The 12,689-nt window shown below is 70.4% G+C and carries 11 protein-coding genes; 6 read left to right on the forward strand and 5 right to left on the reverse strand.

Going from position 1 to position 12,689, the window contains the following annotated elements; all coding sequences use genetic code 11:
* Positions 1-33 precede the first annotated feature (33 nt).
* Positions 34-1,728, reverse strand: coding sequence for a PucR family transcriptional regulator (locus H629_RS0111040; protein WP_024357316.1), 1,695 nt, complete (start codon positions 1,726-1,728; stop codon positions 34-36).
* 169 nt (positions 1,729-1,897) lie between these two features.
* On the opposite strand from H629_RS0111040, the gene H629_RS0111045 reads away from it, so the two are divergent.
* From H629_RS0111045 to H629_RS0111055, 3 genes are all read left to right on the forward strand, one after another.
* Entirely contained in the window at positions 1,898-3,382 is a 1,485-nt protein-coding gene (locus tag H629_RS0111045) for a CoA-acylating methylmalonate-semialdehyde dehydrogenase (RefSeq protein WP_024357317.1), read from the forward strand.
* 97 nt (positions 3,383-3,479) lie between these two features.
* Complete coding sequence (locus H629_RS0111050; protein ID WP_024357318.1) at positions 3,480-4,871, forward strand: aspartate aminotransferase family protein; 1,392 nt, start codon at positions 3,480-3,482, stop codon at positions 4,869-4,871.
* A gap of 90 nt (positions 4,872-4,961) precedes the next feature.
* Complete coding sequence (locus tag H629_RS0111055) at positions 4,962-6,338, forward strand: NAD-dependent succinate-semialdehyde dehydrogenase (protein WP_024357319.1); 1,377 nt, start codon at positions 4,962-4,964, stop codon at positions 6,336-6,338.
* Positions 6,339-6,474: 136 nt separating this feature from the next.
* On the opposite strand, the gene H629_RS0111060 is transcribed toward H629_RS0111055, so the two are convergent.
* Entirely contained in the window at positions 6,475-6,999 is a 525-nt protein-coding gene (locus H629_RS0111060) for a VOC family protein (protein WP_024357320.1), read from the reverse strand.
* 271 nt (positions 7,000-7,270) lie between these two features.
* On the opposite strand from H629_RS0111060, the gene H629_RS0111065 reads away from it, so the two are divergent.
* Together H629_RS0111065 and H629_RS0111070 are read left to right on the forward strand one after the other, a co-directional pair.
* Entirely contained in the window at positions 7,271-7,732 is a 462-nt protein-coding gene (locus H629_RS0111065) for a MarR family winged helix-turn-helix transcriptional regulator (protein ID WP_240471097.1), read from the forward strand.
* Between the two features lie 159 nt (positions 7,733-7,891).
* The gene (locus tag H629_RS0111070; RefSeq protein WP_024357322.1) at positions 7,892-9,127 is read left to right on the forward strand and encodes an MFS transporter; all 1,236 of its coding nucleotides are present in this window, start codon (positions 7,892-7,894) and stop codon (positions 9,125-9,127) included.
* 175 nt (positions 9,128-9,302) lie between these two features.
* Here H629_RS0111070 and H629_RS0111075 read toward each other — a convergent pair whose 3' ends face one another.
* The 3 genes from H629_RS0111075 to H629_RS0111085 all read right to left on the reverse strand — a co-directional run bounded on the left by H629_RS0111075 (position 9,303) and on the right by H629_RS0111085 (position 11,739).
* Positions 9,303-10,001, reverse strand: coding sequence for a CE1759 family FMN reductase (locus H629_RS0111075; protein WP_024357323.1), 699 nt, complete (start codon positions 9,999-10,001; stop codon positions 9,303-9,305).
* Positions 10,002-10,071: 70 nt separating this feature from the next.
* Positions 10,072-10,527 carry a MarR family winged helix-turn-helix transcriptional regulator gene (locus H629_RS0111080; RefSeq protein WP_024357324.1) on the reverse strand — a complete coding sequence of 152 codons (456 nt, stop codon included), beginning with the start codon at positions 10,525-10,527 and terminating at the stop codon, positions 10,072-10,074.
* Between the two features lie 24 nt (positions 10,528-10,551).
* Positions 10,552-11,739, reverse strand: coding sequence for an LLM class flavin-dependent oxidoreductase (locus tag H629_RS0111085; protein ID WP_024357325.1), 1,188 nt, complete (start codon positions 11,737-11,739; stop codon positions 10,552-10,554).
* 184 nt (positions 11,740-11,923) lie between these two features.
* Between H629_RS0111085 and H629_RS0111090 the strand changes: the two genes are divergently transcribed.
* A complete protein-coding gene (locus H629_RS0111090; protein ID WP_024357326.1) occupies positions 11,924-12,688 on the forward strand; it encodes an ATP-binding cassette domain-containing protein in 765 nt (254 codons plus the stop codon).
* Position 12,689 lies beyond the last annotated feature (1 nt).

The raw sequence follows: 12,689 nt of genomic DNA on the forward strand, positions 1-12,689 counted from the left end.
TCCGCCCCGCGACCTCGTTCGCGCGCCGCGCCGCTACCGGCGTGCGAGCAGCGCCACCGTGAGCGTCGCGATCACGGTGCCGTTGGTGAGGTCGACTCCGAGGAGCTCTTCGATCAGCGCGAGCCGCTGGTAGAACACCGATCGCGACAGCCGCGCCCGCTGCGCCGCGAGCGACCGGTTCGTGGGGTGCTCCAGGTAGGCGCGCAGCACCCGCAGCAGGTCCCCGCTGTGGCCCGCGCCGCTGGTGGCGTCGTGCTCGATGATGGGCCCCAGGGTCTCGGCGGCGAACTCCTGCACCTCTGGCAGAGCGGCAAGGCCGCGCACCAGGTAGGCGAGCGGCTGCCGCTCGGCCTGCTGCACGGTGACGCGGCCGGTGCCCCCGGCGGGCTCCAGCTCGCCGGCTGCCCGCACCTGTTCGAGCGACGAGATCAGCCCGCGCACGCGCCGGCCGGCCGAGCCCAGACCGAGGTGGGCCCGCCAGGCGGCTGGCACGGTCGACGGCAGCAGTGCGTCGAGTTCGTGGGCGAGGCGCGATGCGAGCGGGGGCGCGGATCCCTCGGCGCCGTGCAGCCGCGCGTCGTCGGGCGGAAACGAGAGCAGGGCGATCAGGGCCGCGCCGCGGCGCCGCGTCGTCGCGGCCGCGTCGTCGCTGGCATCGTCGTGGGCGAGGATCACCCGGCCCTGCTGCCCCACGGCTCGCCGCAGAGCCGTGGCGAGCATGGCGTGCTCGAGGGAGGCGTCGCCGCCGAAGTCGCCGACGCCGCGCAGCGTCGCGCCGATCAGCAGCCGACCCGAGACCGGCAGGCCGGCGGCGGCGAGCTGCACGGCGAGCTCCTCGTCGCGGCGGTAGCGGCCGCCGAGCAGCACGTCGAACAAGTGCTTCGAGGAGAGCTGCAGCCACTGCCCGCCCTCCGGGTCGGCGAGCCTGCCGAGCGCCAACGCGAATGCGCCGAGCTCGAGCACGGTGCGCCGTCCCGCCGGGTGCTCGGGGCCGGGCAGCGCGATGAGCCGGCCCCAGCGCCGGCCCTGCGCCTCGACCGGCACGCGCTCCCAGCCGTCGAGCGGGGTGAAGTCGGCGCCGTCGGCGTCGGCCCACGGCGCGAGCGGGTGGGGGATCCCGGCGGCGGGCGATCCGCCCTCCGTCCCCGTACCTGTGCCGTCGGCCCGTCCGGCCCAGGCGACCACGCGGCGAGAGGAGTCTTCGAGTACGACGGCGGTGCCGAGGGTGTCAGCGAGCCGTTCGATCACGTAGTCGACGGGGCTGCGGTTGAGTCCCAGCTCGGTGAGCATCGCGTGCACCTCGGCGCGGGCCGCGAGGGCTTCGGTCTGCGCTGCGAGGATGCGCTGGTGCACCCGCTGCGTGATCTGCACGAAGCGCACCTCGTGGTGCAGCGCGATGAGGGGGATGCCGTGCTCTTCGCAGACGGCGCGCAGCGGCGCCGGCGGTTCGGTGAAGAAGCGTCCGAGTTCGATCACCACGGCGGCGGGGCCGGTGTCGATGAGTGCGGCCGAGAGCCGCGCGAGCTCGTCGCCCTCGCGGGGCCAGCCGGCGCCCGTGGTGAGCACGAGCTCGCCGCCGTCGAGCAGGCCGACCGCGGCCGAGCCTGCGACGACGTGCGCCCAGCGGATCTCACGATCGAGGCCCTGCGCGCCCGCGATGAGCTCGGGGTCGCCGGCCTGCACTTCGGCCAGGGCGAGTGCGTCGGCGACGCTGATCAGATCCGACATCCGCTGCCTCTCTCGCACCCCGTCCACTGCGGTGCATTCGAACATATTGTATGGGAAACGGTCGAAATGCGGATGGAGTGCGGGTGGCCGGCGAGAATCACCGCTGAAATACTTGAGTCAATCGTGTTCGGGTATGCCGAACATATTGATCGATTCGAGAGGAACGCGGATGGCACTCATCCCTCACATCATCGGCGGCGAGAAGGTCGAGACGGCCGAGCGCACCCAGCCGGTGTTCAACCCGGCCACCGGCGAGCAGCAGCACGAGCTCGCCATCGCCTCCGCCGCAACCGTCGAGCAGGCCATCGCCGCCGCCCAGGCCGCGCTGCCGATGTGGCGCAAGACCAGCCTCACCAAGCGCGCCGACGTGTTCTTCAACCTGCGCCAGCTGCTCAAGCAGCGCACCCCCGAGCTCGCCGCGATCGTCACCAGCGAGCACGGCAAGGTGCTCTCGGACGCCGCGGGCGAGATCGCGCGCGGCCTCGAGAACGTCGAGTTCGCCTCGGGCCTCCTGCACCTGCTGAAGGGCGAGCGCGACGAGCAGGTCTCGACCGGCGTCGACGTGCACTCGATCAAGCAGCCGGTGGGCGTGGTCGCGGCGATCACCCCGTTCAACTTCCCGGTCATGGTGCCGCTCTGGATGATCGCCTCGGCGATCGCCTGCGGCAACACTGTCGTGCTGAAGCCCTCTGAGCGCGACCCCTCCGCCTCCGTCTTCATCGCCGAGCTGTTCCGCGAGGCGGGCCTGCCCGACGGCGTGCTCAACGTCGTGCACGGTGACAAGGTCGCCGTCGACACGCTGCTCGACAGCCGCGACGTGAAGGCGATCTCCTTCGTGGGCTCGACCCCCATCGCCAGGTACATCTACGAGCGCGCGGCTGCGAACGGCAAGCGCGTGCAGGCCCTCGGCGGCGCCAAGAACCACATGATCGTGATGCCCGACGCCGATCTCGACGGGGCCGCCGATGCCGCGGTCTCCGCCGCGTACGGCTCGGCCGGCGAGCGCTGCATGGCCGTCTCGGTCGTCGTGGCTGTCGGCGGCGTCGGCGACGAGCTCGTCGCCAAGATCGCCGAGCGCATGGAGAAGCTCCAGATCGGCGACGGCACCGATCCCGCGTCCGAGATGGGTCCGCTCATCACCGCCGAGGCGAAGGCCCGCGTCGAGTCGTACGTCGCCGGCGCCGCGGCCGAGGGTGCGACCGTGGTCGTCGACGGCCGCGAGGCCGAGTTCGAGGGCAACGGCTTCTTCACTGGCGTCTCGCTCATCGACCACGTCAAGACCGACAGCAAGGTCTACCTTGAGGAGATCTTCGGGCCGGTGCTCGCGGTCGTGCGCGTCGACACCTACGAAGAGGGCGTGCAGCTCATCAACGATCACCAGTTCGGCAACGGCACCGCGATCTTCACCCGCGACGGCGGCGTCGCCCGCCAGTTCGAGTTCGAGGTCGAGGCCGGCATGGTCGGCATCAACGTGCCGATCCCGGTTCCCGTCGGCTCGTTCTCGTTCGGCGGCTGGAAGGACTCGCTCTTCGGCGACGCCCACATCTACGGCCCCGAGTCGATCCACTTCTACACCCGCTCCAAGGTGGTGACCACGCGCTGGCCCAAGCCGGAGCAGTCGAAGGTCGACCTCGGATTCCCCAGCAACAGCTGAGGTCTCGGGGGCGAGGGCGGTGACCCGCCCTCGCCCCTTCCCTCTCCGGGATCCCGGATCCCGACGCTCGAAATCATCACGTGAAATAAGGAATCAGATGACCGACTTCATCGACCTGAACGGTGCGGAGCAGAACTTCGGCGACACCGACGCGCAGCGCGAGGTGCGCCAGAACGACCGCGACTACGTCTTCCACTCCTGGTCGGCGCAGGCCCAGATCAACCCGCTGCCGGTAGCCAAGGGCGAGGGTGTGCGTTTCTGGGACTACGACGGCACCGAGTACCTCGACTTCTCGGCTCAGCTCGTGAACCTCAACCTCGGTCATCAGCACCCCGGTCTCGTGAAGGCGATCCAGGATCAGGCCGGCCGTCTCGCGACGATTCAGCCGGCGATGGCGAACGACGTGCGCGGCGAGCTCGCCAAGCGCATCGTCGAGCACTCCTTCGAGGGCGCCCGCTCGGTGTTCTTCACCAACGGCGGCGCCGACGCCAACGAGTACGCGGTGCGCATGGCCCGCCACCACACCGGTCGCCAGAAGGTGCTCGCCCGCTACCGCTCGTACCACGGCTCGACCGCCACCGCGATCACCCTCACGGGCGAGCCCCGCCGCTGGGCCAACGGCACCCCCGATGCCGGCGTCGTGCACTTCTTCGGCCCCTACCCCTACCGCTCGGAGTTCCACGCCGAGACCCCGGAGCAGGAGACCGAGCGCGCGCTGCAGCACCTCGAGCACACCATCCAGCTCGAAGGCCCCGACACCATCGCGGCCATCATCCTGGAGAGCGTCACCGGCACGAACGGCATCCTGGTGCCCACCCCGGGCTACCTCGAGGGCGTGCGCGAGCTCTGCGACCGCTACGGCATCGTGATGATCTGCGACGAGGTCATGGCCGGATTCGGGCGCACCGGCGAGTGGTTCGCGTTCCAGGCCTTCGGCGTCACCCCGGACCTCGTCACCTTCGCGAAGGGTGTCAACTCGGGCTACGTGCCTCTCGGCGGCGTCGTCATCTCGGAGCCGATCCACGACACCTTCGCGGATCGCCCGTTCCCCGGCGGCCTCACCTACAGCGGACACCCCCTCGGAGCCGCCGCGGGCGTCGCCACTTTCGATATCTTCGAGGAGGAGCAGATCCTGGAGCGCGTGCGCGACCTCGGGGAGCGCGTGGTCGGCCCGCGCCTGCGCGAGCTCGCCGAGAAGCACCCGTCGATCGGCGAGGTGCGCGGCAAGGGCCTGTTCTGGGCGCTCGAGCTGGTGCTCGACCGCGAGACCCGCGAGCCGCTCGTGCCGTTCAACGCGGCCGGTGCGGCGGCGGCGCCGTTCAACGCGGTCGTCGCGGCCTGCAAACAGGCCGGCCTGTGGCCGTTCGCCGCGGGCAACCGCCTGCAGATCGCCCCGCCGCTGATCATCAGCGAGGAGGATCTGGTGACGGGCCTCGACATCATCGACGAGGCGCTGAACGTCGCCGACGGCTACTACACCGGAAAGTAGCCCCCACTCAGTGAGCGCCCGAGCGGTGCAGCGGTCACGACGGCCGCTGCACCGCTGAGGCGTATATTCGACCTACACAGAAGGAGCATCATGGCCAAGTACCGAGTGCAGAATCCCGCGACGGGTGAGATCGTCGAGACCTTCGACAGCGCCACCGACGCCGACATCGAGGCCGCCGTCGCGAGTGCCGACGCCGTCTACCGCGAGTGGCGCGAGAAGAGCGTGCAGGAGCGCGCCGTCGTGGTGAAGCGCGCCGCAGAGATCTTCGAGGAGCGCAAGGACGAGCTCGCGACGATCATCGCCACCGAGATGGGCAAGTCGTACGCCGAATCGGTCGACGAGGTCGAGTTCGCGCGCGACATCATCGAGTACTACGCGGTGCACGGCCCGAGCCTCATCACCGACTACGAGATCCCGAGCACGATCCCCGGCAAGGCCTACGTCGAGCACCGCTCGATCGGCGTGCTGCTCGGCGTGATGCCGTGGAACTTCCCCTACTACCAGGTGGCCCGCTTCGCGGCGCCGAACCTGCTGCTGGGCAACACGATCCTGCTCAAGCACGCCGACATCTGCGCGCGGTCGTCGCTCACGATGCAGGAGATCTTCGAGCAGGCCGGCGTGCCCGTCGGCGGCTATCAGAACGTGTTCGCCTCGCACGACCAGATCGCGTCGATGATCGCCGATCCCCGCGTGCAGGGCGTCTCGCTGACGGGCTCGGAGCGCGCGGGCGCGATCATCGGTGCGCAGGCCGGCCAGCATCTGAAGAAGTGCGTGCTGGAGCTCGGCGGCATCGACCCGATGGTGGTGCTCGACAGCGACAACGTCGCGGCGACCGCGGCGGAGGCCTGGAACTTCCGCGTCTACAACGGCGGTCAGGTCTGCAACTCCAACAAGCGCCTGATCGTGATGGACGACATCTACGACGAGTTCGTGGCCGAGCTCGCGAAGCTCGCCGAGGGCCTCGTGCCCGGCGACCAGCTGAACCTCGCCGAGGGCGAGTTCGCTCCGCTGTCGACGCGCACCGCAGCCGAGACCGTCGACGCGCAGGTGCGGAAGGCCGTCGCCGAGGGCGCGACCCTCGTCGCCGGCGGCGTGCTGTCGGAGGGCCCGGCGGCCTACTACTCGCCGGCCGTGCTCACGGGAGTGCCCCGCGACTCGGAGTCGTATCGCGAGGAGATCTTCGGCCCTGTCGCCACCGTGTACCGGGTGTCGAGCGACGAAGAGGCGCTCGAGCTCGCGAACGACTGCGATCTGGGGCTCGGCGGCTCGGTCTTCTCGACCGACGAGGCACGCGCCGCTCGGGTGGCCTCGCAGCTCGAGGTGGGCATGTCGCACGTGAACACCATCGCAGCGGAGGCTGCCGAGATCCCCTTCGGCGGTGTGAAGCGCTCGGGCTTCGGCCGCGAGATGGGCCCGCTCGGCATCGGCGAGTTCGCGAACAAGCGCCTCTTCTTCGTGGCGGCGTAAGCGGTCGAGAAGACGCGCCCGCGGGTGCGGTGAAGGGGGCGGGATCGGTGATCCCGCCCCCTTTCGGCGTTCCCGGACGGCGGATCGCGATCCGCCGTGACGAATCGTCGGCCCGGTCGCGGGCCAGTGGCTCTGCTCAGCGGCCGGGAGCGGTATCCGTGTCCGGACCGTGCTCATCGGTGTAGCTGCCGGGACCGTGATGGTGGCCGTTGGTGCCGGGAACGGGATCCGGGCCGGCGCCGTGCTGGTCGGTGTAGGCGCCGGGGCCCTCCTCGACGGCCTGCGCTTCCATGTAGGAGAACTCGATGATGTTGCCGTCGGGGTCCTGCATGCTGCGCTGGTACATGAAGCCGTAGTCCTGCGGAGCGCCGTTCTCGGTGCCGCCGGCGGTGAGGCCGGCTTCGACCGTCGAGTCGACGTGCGCGCGGGAGTCCCGGCTCAGCGCCACGATCACCTGCGCGCTCTCGCGCGGGTCGGCGAGGGGCTTGTCGGTGAACTGCGCGAAGTGCTCGCGGGTGAGCATCATGAAGAAGGTGCGGTCGTCCCAGACGACGCAGGCGGCGTTCTCGTCGGTGAACATCGGATTGATGTCGCAGCCGAGCGCCGTGTAGAAGGCCTTGCTGCGGTCGAGGTCGGTGGTGGTCAGATTGACGAAGATCATGGGAGGCTCCTCTGGCTCGTTCGTCGTCGGTGCTGCCAGCCTGCAGGGAACGCCTGCGTGCGTCAAGGGTGCGCGGCGGATCGCGGGCGGACGCAGTTCGGGCAGTGGATCGCAGCTCAGACTGAGGTTTTCCGCAGAATCGACCTCCTGAGCTGCGATCTCCGGTCTGAACTGCGCAGGCTTTCTGGGCGGGGGGGGAACGGGTGGGGTTGGGGGGCGGCGGTCGCGATTTGCATAGCTTGGCTATGCAAATGGGCGTATAGTGGTCGCTGTGGTTGAAGAGAATGAGAAGAACGCATCGGGTCTCGATGCGCTTGCGCTTGAACTGACACGCACCAGCGGCCGCTTCGCGCGCATCGCGGGGCGCACGGCCGGGGTGGGCTACTCCCTGGTGGCCTGGCGCGTGCTCGCCGACCTCGAGCAGTCCGGCTCGGCGCGGGTCAGCGAACTCGCGCAGCAGCAGCGCGTGGCGCAACCCTCCATGACCGGGCTCGTGCAACGGCTCGAGCACGAGGGCTGGGTCGACCGCAGCCCCGACCCCGATGACGGCCGCGCCTCCCGCGTGGCCATCACCGAGCAGGGGAGGGCCGCCCTCGATGAATACCGGCGCATCGCCGCCGACCGAGTGCGACCCCACCTCGGCGAACTCTCCGACTTCGACCGCGCCACGCTCGCCCGAGCGGTCGAGCTGATGCAGCAGCTGAGCGAGCGGATCGGCGACCCGCGGGCCTGATCCGCACCCGCCACCATCACAACCCGTCCACCCCGAGGAGCCATCACGTCCACCGTCACCGATTCCACCACCAGCACCGGATCCACCCCCGGCACCGGGCCCACCACGGCCGAGCCGGCCCCCGTCCGCAAGGCCTCGATCCTGCGTCAGCCGACCGCCGTGTGGGCGATCGCCTTCGCCTGCGCCATCTCCTTCATGGGCATCGGCCTCGTCGACCCGATCCTGCCGGCCATCAGCCACGAGCTGGGCGCGAGCGCCAGCCAGACCATGCTGCTCTTCACGAGCTACCTCTTCATCACGGGCATCGCGATGTTCTTCACGAGCTGGGTCTCCGGGCGCATCGGCGTGCGCTGGACGCTCGTGGCGGGCCTCGTGCTGATCGTGCTCTTCGCCGCACTCGCCGGCGCCTCCGGCACCGTCGACGAGATCATCGGCTTCCGGGCGGGCTGGGGGCTCGGCAACGCCCTCTTCATCTCGACCGCGCTCGCCGCGATCGTCGGTGCCGCCTCGGGCGGATCGCGCCAGGCGATCGTGCTCTACGAGGCGGCCCTCGGCGTCGGCATGGCGATCGGCCCGCTCGTGGGCGGCGCCCTCGGATCCGTCTCATGGCGGGGCCCCTTCTTCGGCACCGCCGTGCTCATGGCCGTCGCGCTGCTCGCGATCCTGGTGCTGCTGCGCACCCCGAAGCAGAGCGCCGAGCAGCGCGCCGCGGCCCGCGCCGCACGGCCCTCGCTCGTCGCCGGGTTCACGGCCCTCCGCGACCCCGCCCTGCTCGCACTCAGCGGCGTCGCGTTCTTCTACAACTTCGGCTTCTTCGTGCTGCTCGCCTACAGCCCCTACCCGATGGAGGCCGCAGCGAAGGCCGCGGGCGCGGAGGCCTTCGGCGCCCACGAACTGGGGTTGGTCTTCTTCGGCTGGGGCCTCGCGCTCGCGCTCACCTCGGTGCTCGTCGCCCCCGTGCTCACCCGCCGCTTCGGCTTGCGGCCGGTGCTGTTCACGATGCTCGGCGGCCTCACCGTCTGCCTCGCGCTCCTCGGCGTCTTCGTGCACTCGCTGCCGGGGCTCGTGACCGTCGTGGTCGTGAGCGGTCTGCTGCTCGGCGTGATGAACACCGCGCTGACGGAGGCCGTGATGGAGGCGACCGAGCTGCCGCGCAACGTGGCCTCCTCCACGTACTCCGCCGTGCGCTTCGTGGGCGGCGCGATCGCGCCCGCCGTGGCCGGGCCGATCGCCGAGGCCCTCGGCGCTCCGGCGCCCTACTGGCTCGGGGCCGCGTCGCTCGTGGTGTCGATCATCGTGCTCGCGAGCGTCGGCCATCTGCTGCACCGGGTGGGTGCGCCGCACGAGACCGCGGAGGAAGAAGCCGCCGCGATCTCCACGGGCGACGCGGCGTAGGGGCGCGATCCGCCCTCGCCCGCGGGTGCCGCTCAGGCAGTGGATCGCAGTTCAGGCGGAGATTTCTCGTGAAATTCGACCGTCTGAACTGCGATCCACTGCTTGAACTGCGATCCACTGCGTGAACTGCGGCCCGCTGCTTGAACTGCGGCCCGCAGACCCCGCGACCGCCTCGCTAGCGGCCGCCGGTCGCGAGGCGCATGAGGTCGGTGCTGAGGTCGATGCCGACTTCGGCGCCGCCCGCGCTGCCGAAGGAGTGCTGGTATCCGCTCCACGCCTCGTCGCGCACCGTGGCCCGGAAGCCGCCCGAGACGAGGGCGAGCAGTTCGGCGGCGGCGCGGTCGATCCGCTTGCCGAGGTCGCCGCTGTTCCAATCCTCGGGTGCCGCGAACAGCGCAGTGGGCGCCGTGATGGTGCGCAGGTACGCGAACAGGCCGCGCAGCTGGTCGTCGACCACGAGCGCGTGGCGGGCGCTGCCGGCGGTGGCGGCGAGCACGACGGGCGTGCCGATGAGCAGATCGTTGTCGAGCACTTGGAAGAACGAGGTGAACAGTCCGCTCGGGCCGGCCTTGTAGACCGGGGTCGAGACGACGAGGGCGTCTGCGTCGCGCAGCACGTCGCTCGCCTGCTGCAGCTCGGGGGAGACGTGCCGGGAGACGAGCGCCGTCGTGATGTCCTGCGCGAGGGTGCGGAGGTCGATGAAGCGCAGCTGCAGTGCGAGACCGCGCGACGCTGCGAGCGTCGCGGCGCGGTCGGCGATGCGGTTCGCGAGCATCGAGGTGGTGGAGGGGTCGCTCGTGCCGGCGCTGACGATCGCGAGCGTGCGGGGTTCGGGGTCGGTGCTGGAGTGGCGGGTGTCGATGGGGTGCAGCATGGGGGCTCCTGGTGCGTCAGGGAAGTGGCTGGTTCGGGTGGTGTCGCGCGGGCGCGGGTCGTCGGCGGGCTCAGGCGTCCCGACGCGGCTGCTCGGCGATGCGGCGGCAGAGCTCGCGCAGCTCGCGCATCTCGTCGGGCGAGAGTGCGGCGCCGAGCTCGCGCCCGACGCTCTTCGCGTGCGCCCGCCCGATCTCCCGCTGCACGCGTGCGCCCTCCTCGGTGAGCGAGATGCGCACGGCGCGTCCGTCGTCCGGGTCGGTCTCGCGGTGCAGCAGGCCGCGGGTCGTGAGACGGTCGATCATGCGCGAGAGGGCCGGCTGGCTGAGCAGCACGCCGTCCTGGATCTCGCAGAGGCGCAGCGGCCCGTCGCTCTTCGAGAGCGTGTAGAGCACGTCGTACTCTCGCATGCCCGCTTCATCCCACATGTCCTCCGCCGCGAACAGCGCTGTGAGGCGCGCGTGGGCGGTCATGAGCGACTCCCAGGCCTCGTTGGCGAGCCTGAGGTCGATGCGTTCGGTGCGCATGGGGTTCTCCGATCGAGGGGCGGATCAGCGGAGGCCGAAGCTCGCGCCCGGTGCTGCGGCGCTGTCGAGGTAGGGCGATCCGCCCGTCACGTTATCACCGCGGTTCGCGCGGGGCCGCGGCTGCCGCGGCGCCTCGTCGCCGTACTTGGCGCGTACGAGGCTGGCGTGGCTGGGGGCTTCGGGTGCTTCCGGGTCTCGTCGTGCGGCGAGCTCGCGGCGCAGCACGGGCACGACCTCCTCGCCGAGCAGGTCGAGCTGCTCGAGCACCGTCTTCAGGGGAAGGCCCGCGTGGTCGATGAGGAACATCTGGCGCTGGTAATCGCCGAAGATCTCGCGGAACGAGAGGGTCTTGTCGATGACCTCCTGGGGGCTGCCGACGGAGAGCGGGGTCTGGCTCATGAAGTCCTCCATGCGGGGACCGTGGCCGTAGACGGGCGCCTCGTCGAAGTAGGGGCGGAAGCCGGTGATGGCGTCCTGCGACTTCTTCGCGATGAAGGCCTGGCCGCCGAGCCCCACGATGGCCTGCTTGGCCGTCCCGTGCCCGTAGTGCTCGTAGCGCTCGCGGTAGAAGTTGATGAGGCGCAGCGAGTGCTCGCTCGGGGCGAAGATGTGGTTGGAGAAGAAGCCGTCGCCGTAGTAGGCCGCCTGCTCGGCGATCTCGGGGGTGCGGATCGAGCCGTGCCACACGAAGGGGGGCACGTCGTCGAGGGGGCGCGGGGTGCTCGTGAAGCCCTGCAGCGGCGTGCGGAAGTTGCCCTCGAAGTCGACGACGTCTTCGCGCCACAGCCGGTGCAGCAGGTTGTAGTTCTCGAGTGCGAGCGGCAGGGCGCTGCGGATGTCCTTGCCGAACCACGGGTAGACGGGCGCGGTGTTGCCACGGCCGAGCATGAGGTCCATGCGGCCCCCGGCGAGGTGCTGCAGCATCGCGTACTCCTCTGCGATGCGCACCGGGTCGTTCGTGGTGATGAGCGTGGTGCTGGTGCTGAGCTTCAGCCTGTCGGTCTGCGCCGCGAGGTAGGCGAGGAAGGTGGTCGGGGTGGAGGAGAAGAACGGCGGGTTGTGGTGCTCGCCGATGGCGAAGACATCGAGTCCCACCTCTTCGGCGTGCTTCGCGATGGTGGCGAGGCCTTGAATGCGCTCCGCCTCGCTGGGGGTTTCGCCGCTGACCGGGTCGCGGGTCACGTCGCTGACCGAGAAGATCCCGAATTCCATGGGGGGCTCCGTTTCTATCGTTGCGCCAATTATATGCGCTTGCATGTAAATCTAACGCGGATCGCGGAGGGATATTCCCGGGGTCTCGGGTGGATCTCCGGACGGCTCGCTTGACGCGCGCGGATCCTCATTTTAGACTGACTAGTCAGTTTAAGAATTTGAGTATCGAATCGACAGGAGCGACGTGAGCACCACCGAAACCGTCGTCATCGCGGCAGCAGCCGGCGAGGATCGCGCACCGCGCGGATCCGCCTCCAGCCACGCCCCCGCACCCGCAGGCGAACCCGCACACGGCCCCAGCACCGTCGAGCTGCGAGCCGCGCACATTCGCGGCCCCCGCGGCCCCGTCTGCGGGCCCCTCACCGTGACGAGCCGCACCCCCGTCACCGTCGTTCTGGGCTCGCGCGGCAGCGGACGCACCTCGCTGCTGCTCGCCATCGCCGGCCGCATGCAGCTGAACGGCGGATCGCTCGCCACACTCGGCGCCACCGAACCGGCCGAGATCCGCCGCCTCACCGGCGTCGTCGGCTTCGAAGCCGTCGACGCGCTCGAACCCTCCGTCACGCTCGCCGCCACACTGCGCGAGCGCCTCGGCTGGGCACTGCCCTGGTACCGGCGCACCCCGCGCATCACCCCGCAGCTCGCCCGCGAACTGCTCGCCGACGCATTCGGCGACCTCGAGCAGCCCGACCCCGCGCTGCTCGTGCGCGACCTCGCCCCGGCCGAAGAGATGCTCGTGCGCGTCGCCCTCGCCCTCATCGAGCAGCCTCGGCTGCTCGTCGTCGACGACTTCGATGCCCTCCGCGACCCGGCCGATCGGGTGCTCGTCGCCGAACGGCTCAGCGACCTCGCGCAGCGAGGGATCCGCATCGTCGCCGCGACCAGCGATCCCGGCGATGCCGCGCTGTTCGCGGCAGCCGCGCCCGCTCCCACCCTCATCGAGCTCTGAG

Origin of the sequence: Leucobacter chironomi DSM 19883 (assembly GCF_000421845.1) — a bacterium.
In the GTDB taxonomy this organism is placed as follows: domain Bacteria; phylum Actinomycetota; class Actinomycetes; order Actinomycetales; family Microbacteriaceae; genus Leucobacter; species Leucobacter chironomi.